The 11881-nt window shown below is 33.6% G+C and carries 9 protein-coding genes and 1 other RNA gene; 6 read left to right on the top strand and 4 right to left on the bottom strand.

The window, feature by feature from the left end; genetic code table 11:
* Positions 1 to 65 precede the first annotated feature (65 nt).
* The 3 genes from aroC to H600_RS0118220 all read left to right on the top strand — a co-directional run bounded on the left by aroC (position 66) and on the right by H600_RS0118220 (position 4778).
* Complete coding sequence (gene aroC / locus H600_RS0118230; RefSeq protein ID WP_026730140.1) at positions 66 to 1124, top strand: chorismate synthase; 1059 nt, start codon at positions 66 to 68, stop codon at positions 1122 to 1124.
* A 51-nt stretch (positions 1125 to 1175) separates the two neighbouring features.
* Entirely contained in the window at positions 1176 to 2456 is a 1281-nt protein-coding gene (locus H600_RS0118225) for a dicarboxylate/amino acid:cation symporter (RefSeq protein ID WP_026730139.1), read from the top strand.
* A 135-nt stretch (positions 2457 to 2591) separates the two neighbouring features.
* The gene (locus tag H600_RS0118220; protein ID WP_026730138.1) at positions 2592 to 4778 is read left to right on the top strand and encodes a response regulator; all 2187 of its coding nucleotides are present in this window, start codon (positions 2592 to 2594) and stop codon (positions 4776 to 4778) included.
* Here H600_RS0118220 and H600_RS0118215 read toward each other — a convergent pair.
* A complete protein-coding gene (locus H600_RS0118215; protein WP_026730137.1) occupies positions 4775 to 6022 on the bottom strand; it encodes a DEAD/DEAH box helicase in 1248 nt (415 codons plus the stop codon). The genes H600_RS0118220 and H600_RS0118215 overlap by 4 nt on opposite strands.
* Positions 6023 to 6147: 125 nt before the next feature.
* Positions 6148 to 7194, bottom strand: a complete 1047-nt coding sequence (locus H600_RS0118210; RefSeq protein WP_026730136.1) for a formimidoylglutamase — start codon at positions 7192 to 7194, stop codon at positions 6148 to 6150.
* A gap of 96 nt (positions 7195 to 7290) precedes the next feature.
* Between H600_RS0118210 and H600_RS0118205 the strand changes: the two genes are divergently transcribed.
* Positions 7291 to 8169: a hypothetical protein gene (locus tag H600_RS0118205; protein ID WP_026730135.1), complete on the top strand. Its 879-nt coding sequence runs from the start codon at positions 7291 to 7293 to the stop codon at positions 8167 to 8169.
* A gap of 73 nt (positions 8170 to 8242) precedes the next feature.
* On the opposite strand, the gene hutI is transcribed toward H600_RS0118205, so the two are convergent.
* The gene (gene hutI / locus H600_RS0118200) at positions 8243 to 9481 is read right to left on the bottom strand and encodes an imidazolonepropionase (protein ID WP_026730134.1); all 1239 of its coding nucleotides are present in this window, start codon (positions 9479 to 9481) and stop codon (positions 8243 to 8245) included.
* A 92-nt stretch (positions 9482 to 9573) separates the two neighbouring features.
* Positions 9574 to 10623, bottom strand: coding sequence for a glutaminyl-peptide cyclotransferase (locus H600_RS0118195; protein WP_026730133.1), 1050 nt, complete (start codon positions 10621 to 10623; stop codon positions 9574 to 9576).
* 88 nt (positions 10624 to 10711) lie between these two features.
* On the opposite strand from H600_RS0118195, the gene ffs reads away from it, so the two are divergent.
* Positions 10712 to 10809: signal recognition particle sRNA small type (gene ffs, locus H600_RS22770), an RNA gene on the top strand.
* A gap of 194 nt (positions 10810 to 11003) precedes the next feature.
* Positions 11004 to 11807 (top strand): SDR family oxidoreductase, encoded by an 804-nt coding sequence (locus H600_RS0118190; RefSeq protein ID WP_026730132.1) that lies wholly within the window; start codon positions 11004 to 11006, stop codon positions 11805 to 11807.
* Positions 11808 to 11881 lie beyond the last annotated feature (74 nt).

Raw genomic sequence — 11881 nt, 5'->3', positions numbered from 1 at the left:
TAATAATCACAATTTTATATTTTTTAATTTAATTCATAAAACTTACATTTGCTAAAACTAAAAACATGGCAGGAAATAGCTACGGCACATTATATAGAATTACAACATTTGGCGAGTCGCACGGTGAAGCTTTAGGCGGTATTATTGATGGTTGTCCATCAGGAATTCAATTAGATTTTGAAGCAATTGAAATTGAAATGGCCCGCAGAAAACCTGGACAATCGGCAATTGTAACACAACGTAAAGAACCAGACGCGGTTCAGTTTTTATCTGGAATTTTTGAAGGAAAAACAACTGGAACTCCAATAGGTTTTATTATTCCAAATACCAATCAAAAATCAGACGATTACTCTCATATAAAAGATAATTACCGACCAAGCCACGCTGATTACGTTTATGATCAAAAATATGGCTTTCGTGATTACCGAGGTGGCGGAAGAAGCTCTGCTCGCGAAACTGCAAGTCGTGTAGTTGCAGGAGCAATTGCAAAACAAATGCTTCCTGAGATCAAGATTAATGCTTATGTTTCTTCTGTGGGTCCAATTCATTTGGATACTCCATATCAAGATTTAGATTTTTCGAAAATAGAAAGCAATCCTGTTCGTTGCCCAGATGAAAAATCGGCTGCGATTATGGAAGAATATATTCGTGATATCCGCAAACAGGGAGATACTGTTGGAGGTGTAGTTTCGTGCGTAATTCAAAATGTACCTGTTGGTCTTGGCGAACCTGTTTTTGATAAATTGCATGCCGAATTAGGAAAAGCAATGCTTTCAATAAACGCGGTTAAAGGTTTTGAGTACGGAAGTGGTTTTTCTGGTTCTGAAATGAAAGGAAGTGAACACAACGATTTGTACAATCCTGATGGAACTACAAAAACAAACCTTTCTGGAGGAATTCAGGGTGGAATCAGCAACGGAATGGATATTTACTTTAGAGTAGCTTTCAAACCTGTTGCGACTATCATGCAGACACAAGATTCATTAGATAATAAAGGAAATATTACGCCAATGACTGGCAAAGGCCGTCACGATCCTTGTGTAGTACCTCGTGCAGTACCAATTGTTGAGGCAATGGCTGCGATTGTTTTGGCTGATTTTTATTTAATCAACAAAACATATTAATAAAAGTTAAGACAGTGAGGGTCTTAATATTTTAACTTAAAACAAAAATTAATGCAAGTTACAGAAACTAAAAAAAAATCATTTCTTTCAGGATTAACAGGACAAATTGTTGTTGCAATGTTTCTTGGAGCAACTTTGGGAATTATATTGCATAATACTATTTCTCCTGAAGCCGCACAGTCTTTCAGCAGCAAAATCAAAATGCTGGCAACTGTTTTTATTCGATTAGTGCAAATGATTATTTCGCCTTTGGTATTTACAACTTTAGTGGTTGGGATTGCCAAGCTTGGTGATATTAAAACAGTTGGAAGAATTGGAGGAAAAGCTTTAGGATGGTTTTTTACAGCTTCATTTATTTCATTATTAATCGGGCTGTTTTATGTGAATCTTTTAGAGCCTGGAGTAGGTTTGAAATTAGATCACGTTGATATGGCTGCCGCAACTGAAGTAACAGGAAAAACAAAAACACTTTCTGTAGAGAATTTTGTAGAGCATATTGTTCCAAAAAGCCTTTTTGAAGCAATGGCAACCAATGAAATCTTGCAGATTGTAATTTTCTCAATCTTTTTCGGATTAGCGGCCGCTTCAATAGGAAGTACTGTAAAACCTGTAATTAATGCATTAGACAAAGCGTCACATATCGTTTTGAAAATGGTTAACTATGTGATGAACTTTGCTCCAATTGGAGTTTTTGGTGCTATCGCAGGGGTATTTGCTATTAGAGATGCCGAGGAATTAGTAATTACATACTTCAAATTTTTTGGATCATTTTTAGTTGGAATCAGTACGCTTTGGGTTGTTTTAATAGCAGTTGGTTATATTTTCTTAAAAGGAAGAATGACTGATTTATTGAAGCGTATAGTTGGACCATTAGCAATTGCATTTGGTACAACAAGTAGTGAGGCTGTTTTTCCAAAATTGACTGAAGAATTAGAAGATTTTGGTGTAAAAGACAAAATTGTTTCTTTCATGCTGCCGCTTGGATATTCGTTTAATCTAGACGGAAGTATGATGTATATGACATTCGCCAGTATCTTTATCGCTCAGTTTTATGGAGTTCATTTAGATGTTGGAACACAAATGGTAATGCTTTTGGTTTTAATGCTTACGAGCAAAGGTATTGCTGGTGTCCCAAGAGCAAGTTTAGTGGTTGTAGCGGCAACTTGTGGAATGTTCGATATTCCCGTTGAAGGAATCGCCTTGATTTTGCCTATTGACCATTTTTGTGATATGTTCAGAAGCGCAACAAACGTTTTAGGAAATGCTTTGGCAACTTCTGTTGTTGGACAATGGGAAAGTAATAAAGAAGCAGAAGTAAGTTTAGAAGAATAGTCTTGAAAATAATAATAAAGTTTGCTGATTTTTGTCGGATTAAACTTTAAACAAAAAATAAAGAAAAGCTGTATTTTTATTTTAAATACAGTTTTTTTTTATTTTTAAGTGTATATTTGGGAAAATTAGCCATTTATGCCCCGAATGCGGATTTTTATTCTCTTAATCTTTTTTCTGAATTGTGTTGTCAATTCGGCTTTCGCGCAGTCAGAAACAATTTCGGATACTAAAATTAATAAGCTTGTCAAACAAGCATGGGATGATTTTAAAGATTCAAATTTTGAAAAATCATTAATAGCTTCGCGCATTGCATTAAATCAAGCAACATTATTAAAAAACAATTATTTAATAGCAAAATCATATAAAATTATTGCGGGCAATTATAGTGAATTGTCCGAGTTTGATAAAGCTATTTTCTTCTATAATAAAAGTTTGTTCTATGCCAATAAAACAAATAATGATTCTATAAAATACAGCCTTCACAACAACTTAGGAAATATTTATTGTTTTGAGAAAAAGCAATTTGATAAAGGGATCTCATATTATAAAAAATCAATTGCCTATAGTTTGAAAATCAATGGTATGGAACAGGTTTATTTTACGAATGTAAACATAGCTTGGGCGTATTTTGATATTGGAAAGTTTAAAGAAGGTTATCCCTATTTAAAATTTGTTGGCAATAACATTGGAAAATATGGAGATCAATCGACAGAAATTGTCGTAAATATGCTCAACGGTATGTATTCTTCTTTTAAAAATGAAGATGATACTGCAAATGCTTATTTTTTGGCTGCAATTGCCGCCGGAATAAATAGTGAAGAACGATCTGATTTGTCGTATGCACATTTAGAATATTCTAAGTTTTTGACTAAAATCGAAAAATATAGAGAAGCTTATGAGCATCTTACGTCATACAACCAAATAACGGAGGAATTATACAATCAAGAAAAACTAAAAAAAGCCTCTATTGCTGGTTTTAATCTTGAGCTAGATGAATATAAAAGGCAGATTGATAAAATTGAAAATGAAAAGATTTCGCAATATCAGAGTCTTAAGAAATCACGAATTATTGTAATTTTATTTGTTTTGGTTTCCTTGATACTGTTGGTTTTGATTATTACTTTGATTAAAAACATCAGATTCAAAAAGAAACACAATTTAGAGCTCTTAAAGGCGAAGGAAATTGCAGAGGAAGCCTCTTTGCTCAAAACTCAGTTTATTTCGACTATAAGCCACGAATTGCGTACGCCATTGTATGGTGTCGTAGGAATTACAAATATGTTGTTAGAAGAACACAAAGAATTATCAAGAAGCCAGCATTTAAGTTCGCTGAAATTTTCTGCGCGATATTTATTGTCTTTAGTAAATGATATTTTGCAGATTAATAAAATTGAAGAGAACAAAGTTGTGCTTGAAAATTTGACATTTAATATTTCAGATGAAATTACAATGATCAAAAATTCGCTTTCGTTCTTATCTCAAAAAAATAATAACAAAATCAATATTTATATTGACCCCAAAATTCCCGAGTATTTAATTGGCGATAAACTCAGACTTGCGCAAATCTTGATGAATTTGGTGAGCAATGCTTTAAAATTTACAAAGAATGGCGAAGTTGAAGTGAAAGTTGATCTTTTGAAAATAGAAGGTAAAAATTATTTTCTTGATTTTTTGATAAAAGACAATGGCGTTGGAATTGCAACTGTAGACCAAAGTAAAATCTTTGAAAAATTTGTACAAGTAGGACGTAAAGATGAAGATTATCAAGGAACTGGTTTAGGTTTGAGTATTGTAAAACGCTTGTTGGGACTTTTTGGAAGCACAATTACCTTAGAAAGCGAAGTAGGGCAAGGCACTTCATTCTCATTTGTTATACCGTTTGAGCATGATCCTGAGAAAACCAAAAAGATTATTGATGAAATTGAAGTGGATTTGACTTCAAACGAGGTTCATAAAATTTTGATTGTCGAGGATAATTTAATCAATCAATTGGTAACCAAAAAAATTATCGAAAAAAATAATTACATCTGCAAAGTGGTTGATGATGGTTTTGGTGCCTTAGAAATTCTTGAAAAGGAAACTTTTGACCTTATTTTAATGGATATTAATATGCCATTGATGAATGGTTTTGAAACCAGCAAAAGAATTCGCCTGAAAGATGTAAAAACGCCAATTGTCGCTTTGACTGCTTTTGATAAAGATGAAATAACCGACGAAGCAATTTCATCGGGAATAAATGATATTATTATTAAACCATTTGAGCCAGTAAAACTGTTTAAAATCATCAGTTATTTGATAGAAGAAGCAAAAAACGCTGGTTAGTACCAGCGTTTTTTATTTTTCTTAGATGTATTTGATTTTCTTGACTTGTGTGCTCCTCCGCTTCTATTTGAATTTTTAGGTTTTTCACCTGCTTCGGGACTTCCAGAATGCCATTGATAAGGATGGTCAGTTATGGTTTTTACGTCAACTTTTATCAATTTTTGAATATCTTTCCAGTATGGATGTTCGTCTTTGCCACAAAATGAAATCGCGATTCCGCCGTTTCCTGCACGACCTGTACGGCCAATTCGGTGAACGTAGGTTTCAGGGATGTTAGGCAAGTCAAAATTGATTACATATGGCAACTGCTCGATGTCGATTCCTCTAGCCGCAATATCTGTGGCCACTAAAACTCCAACTTCTTTGTTTTTAAAGGCGTCTAAAACACGCTGTCTTGCGTTTTGCGATTTGTCTCCGTGAATTGCTTCTGCTGGAATATCTTTTTTGCGAAGTGCTTTTACAACATTATCGGCACCATGTTTCGTTCTTGAAAAAACAAGTACGTTTGATAAATTTTGCTCTTTGATCAAATGGTATAGCAAGTTTCTTTTCTCTGTTTTGTCAACAAAATAAATGCGTTGTTCTACATTTTCTGCTGTCGATGAAACTGGTGAAACTTCAACTTTTTCTGGATCTTTCAAAAACATTTCTGCCAATTCGCGAATAGCAATTGGCATAGTTGCTGAAAACAATAAAGTCTGACGATTTTTTGGGGTTAATTTTACGATTTTTTTCACATCGTTTATAAAGCCCATATCAAGCATTTGATCGGCTTCGTCTAAAACCAAAGTATGCAAGTGGTCTAAATCAAGAAACCCTTGTTTATGCAAATCCAATAATCGCCCAGGAGTTGCTACAAGGATATCGATTCCTTTTTTTAAGGTTTCAACCTGCGGATTTTGAGAAACGCCTCCAAATATTGTTAATTGTGTTAAATTGGTATATTTTGCATAAGTGTCAAAACTTTCTCCAATTTGCACGGCAAGTTCACGTGTTGGCGTAACAACAAGTGCGCGAATTTGTTTGGCTTTTTTTGATGAGCCTACAATTCGGTGCAATTGATGAATTATTGGGATGGCAAATGCTGCCGTTTTTCCTGTTCCTGTCTGCGCACAACCAATCAAATCTCTTCCTGATAAAACAATTGGAATAGCTTGCTCCTGAATTGGGGTGGGATTAAGGTAGCCTTCTTCAAATACGGCTTTTTGTATACTTTTTGAAAGTGATAAATCTTCGAATAACATATCTTAGGTGTTAAGAATTTAGTTTAAAACACTAAAAATTCTGTGCAAAGATAGGTTTATTCGATCAAACGTTTATTTGAATCTTGTATTATTTGGGAAATGTGTGGTTTTAAGCCTGTTGAAGTTCAGTGCGATTTTTCTTTTTCATTGTTTGCTTTGATGAAATCAGTGATCAAATAACCAATCAATTTTCCAATTAAATTATTATTTGGAGAATCGGCTAAATCTGGTGCTCCTTCGCAAATGTGCAAATACGTAGCATTTTTGTGTTGTCCAAAGAAAGAAACAAACTGGCGCAATTCTTCTACAGAAAATCCGCTTATTGTCATGGCGCTGCTGGCAATATTCGGAATCGCATCTAAATCAATCTCAATTCCAAAAGAATCATTTTGAATAAAGCCTAAAGCTAGAGCCATTTCTCGGTTGAAATCTTTTTCTTTTCGGATATTTACACTGTCATATGTATTATAACGTACACGATCTTCTAATTTTTTGATAATGTCTAAAACACTTTTTGAAGTGTAATTTTCGTGCAATCCGAAGATGAAATATTTTTTAAGAAAACCTTCTTCATAAGCATATGAAAATCCGTTTCCGCTGTGACGTCCTTCTAAAATTCTAAAATCAGAATGTGCATCAAAGTTGATTGCATTTATAGGTTTTCCTTTTGCAAGAGCCGAACCTTTAATATTTCCGTAAGCATTGTTGTGGCCCCCGCCAATGATAATTGGAGTTTTTCCAGCTTTAATAATGCTGAATATTATATGAGAAACTTCTTTGTCGATTTTTTCAACCAATTGGCTTAGTTTTGATCGATCGTCGATGTCGTTGAAATCAAGATTTTCTACATCTCGCATTTCTTGAGCAACATTGATTTGGCCCAAAACAATTATTTGGCTTCCTTTTGAAAAACGATTATGCTGAATGTTCGCAATACTTTTTATCGCATTTTCCCACGCCGATGCAGTACCTGGACGACCATAATTTGCACGCACGCCAATATCTTCAGGAATTCCTAAAAGTACATATTTAGCCTCACATTCGGTCATGAATTTTATCTTGTCAGCTTCTTTTGGAATGACAATCATCTTTTCGCCGAATTTTATTTCGCCACTACGGTGATTTGTGACTTTTGCTAAATCATTAACAGTAAAAGGAATTAATTTCTCCATATAAAAAAATATTGTCCAAAAATAATATAATTGTGTCAACTTACGTTATTACGATATATTAATTCTTAAATTTGTTAATAAAGAAAATTATTAAATATGGAAAACCCAAAGAACAACAACTCAAGTCTAAAAGCGGTAATCGCAGTTTTAGCAGTCCTACTGATTGGTAGTTTAGTGTATATTTTTAAATTATCTTCTGATACAGAAGTAGTTAAAACTGAGCTTACCACAACAATGACAGAGAAAGAATCTGTTATGAAGGATTTACAAGAATTAAAAGCAACTTATGATGCTGCAATTGCTGAAAATACTTCAATGTCTGATGAATTGATTCAGGAAAGAGATAAAGTAGTAGCTCTTATGGATGATTTGAATAAATCAAAAGGAGATGTTTCTAAATACAAATCTCAAGTTCAGGCAATGCAAGCGAAAATGAAAACTTTAGTTGCTGAAAATGATGAGCTGAAAAAACAAAATGGTGTTTTGACAACTCAGAGAGATAGTACAATTGTAGTTTTAGGAGAATCTAAAAAATACAATGAAGTATTAGTAGGGCAAAACGAAGAACTTGCTAAAACTGTTGAAAGAGGTTCTAAATTGTCTGTTTTAAACACAAAAACTGCAGCTTACAAATTGAAAAGCTCTGGAAAACAAATTGAAACTGATAAAGCAAGCCGTGCTGATGTTTTGAAAGTAAGTTTTACAATTGCTGAAAATTCAATTGCAAAATCTGGAGATAAAACCTATTATATTCAGGTAATTGATGCTAAAAATAATGTTTTAGGAGAAAAGAAAACAGAAAGTTTTGGTGATAACTCTTTAACTTATAGCTTCAAAACTACAGTTAAATATGAAAATAAAACGGTACAAGTTAGTGAAGATCTTCCGGGTAAAGATTTTGCAAAAGGAACTTACTTTATCAATGTTTTTGATAATGATGAATTAGTTTCTAAAACTAGTTTCAGTTTAAGATAATTTGTCGTAAAGGATAATAATGCCACTTTGATATTAAAGGTCTGTGAGTTTCACAGACCTTTTTTTATGGATTTTATTCTAGAATTGTTCCTTCCAAAAAAACGCTTTCAATCAAATTGCTTCCAAAAGCGTATGGAATTTGGTAGTAAGAAGAAATTGGTTTCGTGAGGATTAAATTTGCTTTTTTCCCTTTTGTAATACTTCCATGAGTTTCTGAAAGACCCATTGCATAAGCGCCATTGATTGTTGCTGCATTGATGGCTTCTTCTGGTGTCATTTTCATTTTGATGCAAGCTGTCGCAACCACAAAATTCATATTCCCAGATGGAGTAGATCCCGGGTTGAAATCTGTAGCTAATGCCAATGGAAGTCCAGCTTTGATCATTTCGCGCGCTGGTGTGTACGGAATGCTTAAAAAATAAGAACAAGAAGGCAAGGCAACAGGCATCGTTTCAGTGTTTTTTAAAGCTTGAATATCATCTGGATTCATTACTTCAAGATGGTCAACAGAAAGTGCATTAAATTTAACGCCAGCTTGAATGCCACCAATAGAGTTAAATTGATTCACGTGGATTTTTGGCCTTAAGCCGAAATCAATTCCTGCTTGCATAATTTTTTCCGTTTCTTCTACAGAAAAATAACCTGATTCGCAGAAAACATCAATATATTCAGCTAGTTTGTTTTGAGCAATTTCAGGAATCATTTTGGTTATGATTTCGTCTATATATCCCCCTTTGTTTTCTTTACAATGTGTTGGAAAAGCATGCGCGCCTAAAAAGGTAGCTTTTATTGCAATTGGATAATTTTCGGCCAATTTTTTAATAACACGAAGCATTTTTAGCTCGCCTTCGACTGTCAGTCCGTAGCCAGATTTAATTTCGACAGCTCCAGTTCCTAAATGCATTACTTCTTCTAAACGAATTTTTGATTGCTCATAAATTTCTTCTTCTGAAGTTTCATTTAGTTTTTTAGCCGAATTTAAAATCCCGCCACCGCGATTTGCAATTTCTTCATAAGTAAGTCCGTTGATGCGATCTACGAATTCCTGTTCGCGGTTTCCGGCATAAACGATATGAGTGTGACTGTCGCACCAAGTTGGCAAAATTACTTTTCCAGTTGCATCGATAATTTTATCGGCATTGATTTTAGGAAGGTTTTCCATTGAGCCAAAATCTTCGATAAGGTTATCTTTTATAATTAAAAAAGCATTTTTTATCGACGGCAATATTGCCATTTCAGAACCTGAAACTTTATCAATTGAAGTTTCGCGAACTTGTAATAATTCTTGGATGTTTTTGATTAATGTGATCATCAATGTGAGTTGTTATAAAACACAAATTTCACAAATTCTCACGTATTTATATGTGAAAACTTGTGAAATTCGTAAAATTATTTGATTGGGAATTATTCGGAAATTGTTATTTCAAACATTTTCTCCCAATATTTACCGGTAACAAAAAAGGTTTTGGTCTGTGGGTTATAAGCAATTCCGTTTAAAACTTCAGCGTTAGGAGCTTTAATGAATTTACGTAAACCAGAAAGGTCTAATATGCCTTCAACAGCGCCTGATGTAGGGTTTACAACTGCAATCGCATCTTTCTGCCAAACATTTACATAAAATTTTCCGTTGATTAGTTCTAACTCATTTATACGTTTGATTTTTGAAGAGCCAGAATACACATTGATGTAATCAAGTAATTTTTGAGTATTTGGATCCATTTTCCAGATTTTCTCAGTTCCGTCAGAATGATAAATGTATTTATCGTCATGTGTCATTCCCCATCCTTCGATGTCTTTGTCGTAGGTAAAAGTTTTTTCTAATTTTAAGGTTTTAGCATCATATATGTATCCCTTTTTTTGTTGCCAAGTTAATTGGAATATTTTGCCATTTATAAAAGTAATTCCTTCTCCAAAGTCTTCTTTAGGTAGGTTTACTTGTTTGATTACTTTTCCTGTTTTATAATCTACTGATCTAAAGTATGAATCACCTTCTTGGCCTGTACTTTCGAATAAAATACCATTGTTAAACTCTAAGCCTTCAGTAAAAGCTTTTGTATCGTGAGGAAAAGTATCTACAATTTTATATTTTAATGCTTTTGGTTGAATATCTGAAACTAATTCGATTCGTTTAGTTGCATCAGAAGAATCAGAACCAAAATAAACGGTAGCTTTCAAATATTGATAACCCAGTTTTTGATCCTTTAATTCAAATTTGAATTTTTCAGCGCCTTTTGTACTTCCTACTCTTTTGTCATTAACAAAGTAGGCAATACTGTCGATTTCTGTCGATTTTGGATTCAAAACGCCAATAGAAACTGCTTCTTTTTGCGTAAAATGAGCCGGAAAAGCGGAATCATCAATATTAAATAAAGAATTTTCGCCTTTATTTTTTTCTCCACATCCAACAAATGTGATTCCTAATAAAATGACAGCTAGGAAGTTATATTTTTTCATAGTTTAAAATTTGAATAAGCCAATATACAACGATATTTTTATAGCAACAAAGCTCTTGCAAAAATATAAAAAGATTGTATATTTGCACCGGCAAGTCCTACACGACCAGCTCCTGCAGACTCCCCCAGGATGGGAACATAGCAAGGGTACGTGGTTGAGCGGTGCGATGTAGGTCGCTTGCCTTTTTTTTTTTTTTTTCGTTATAAAATTCTTTTTTTAGAATTCATATAAATCTAATCTTCCTTCGGGGAGATTTTTTTTTATTTTTGATTCTCTGTAAAGTCAAAGATGATAAGTTAGATGAGTGTGACTTTTCTAATAAACTTTTGATTGCTGAGATTGCATTTTAAATTATAACATTTAACATCTAACATAGAAAAATGAATAAAGTCGTTTTAATAACCGGAGGATCTTCTGGGATTGGTAAATCAATAGGGGAGTTTTTGCATAAAAAAGGCTATGTCGTTTATGGAACGAGCCGAAATCCAGAAAAAGTACTTAATTCTATTTTTCCGCTTGTGGCTTTAGACGTTAGAAATTCGGATTCTATAAAAAGTGCAGTAGCTAAAATTTTGGAAATTTCAGGAAGATTGGATATTGTGATCAATAATGCTGGAGTTGGAATTACAGGTCCTTTGGAAGAAATTCCGATGGAAGAAATCAAAAATAATTTTGAAACCAATTTTTTTGGTCCAATCGAAGTGATGAAAGCTGTTTTGCCACAAATGCGCGAGCAAAAATCTGGACTTATTATAAATATTACTTCTATCGCTGCTTATATGGGATTGCCGTACAGAAGCGTTTATTCGGCTTCAAAAGGTGCTTTGGAATTGATTACCGAAGGATTGAGAATGGAAGTAAAGCAATTTGGAATCGAAATTACAAATGTTGCTCCAGGCGATTTTGCTACTAATATCGCAGCTGGACGTTTTCATGCGCCGGTAATAAATGGTTCTGCTTATGAAAAAGTGTATGGCGATACATTAGCCACAATGAACGAGCATGTTGATGCAGGAAGCAATCCAAACGAAATGGCTGAAGCAATTTATAAAATCATACAGACTAAGAAGCCTAATGTGCATTATAAAGTTGGGGTTTTTATGCAGAAGTTTTCGATTGTTTTGAAACGTGCTCTGCCTGATAAAGTTTATGAAAAAATGTTAATGAATCATTATAAGCTTTAAAAATGGCACAAATTGCGAGATTTCAAACATAATTGTCAAATTGCTTTAAATTTTAAAACTGTTATTGGTATTGA

The sequence above is a fragment of the Flavobacterium denitrificans DSM 15936 genome (assembly GCF_000425445.1).
In the GTDB taxonomy this organism is placed as follows: domain Bacteria; phylum Bacteroidota; class Bacteroidia; order Flavobacteriales; family Flavobacteriaceae; genus Flavobacterium; species Flavobacterium denitrificans.
This window is presented reverse-complemented; position numbering and strand designations above follow the sequence as displayed.

What these genes read in the sequence shown, in the direction of transcription:
- H600_RS0118190 (WP_026730132.1), top strand. Translation starts at nt 11,004, where the DNA reads ATGAATAAAGTCGTTTTAATAACCGGAGGATCTTCTGGGATTGGTAAA.
- H600_RS0118225 (WP_026730139.1), top strand. Translation starts at nt 1,176, where the DNA reads ATGCAAGTTACAGAAACTAAAAAAAAATCATTTCTTTCAGGATTAACA.
- H600_RS0118195 (WP_026730133.1), bottom strand. Translation starts at nt 10,623, where the DNA reads ATGAAAAAATATAACTTCCTAGCTGTCATTTTATTAGGAATCACATTT.
- H600_RS0118210 (WP_026730136.1), bottom strand. Translation starts at nt 7,194, where the DNA reads ATGGAGAAATTAATTCCTTTTACTGTTAATGATTTAGCAAAAGTCACA.
- aroC (WP_026730140.1), top strand. Translation starts at nt 66, where the DNA reads ATGGCAGGAAATAGCTACGGCACATTATATAGAATTACAACATTTGGC.
- H600_RS0118215 (WP_026730137.1), bottom strand. Translation starts at nt 6,022, where the DNA reads ATGTTATTCGAAGATTTATCACTTTCAAAAAGTATACAAAAAGCCGTA.
- hutI (WP_026730134.1), bottom strand. Translation starts at nt 9,481, where the DNA reads ATGATCACATTAATCAAAAACATCCAAGAATTATTACAAGTTCGCGAA.
- H600_RS0118205 (WP_026730135.1), top strand. Translation starts at nt 7,291, where the DNA reads ATGGAAAACCCAAAGAACAACAACTCAAGTCTAAAAGCGGTAATCGCA.
- H600_RS0118220 (WP_026730138.1), top strand. Translation starts at nt 2,592, where the DNA reads ATGCCCCGAATGCGGATTTTTATTCTCTTAATCTTTTTTCTGAATTGT.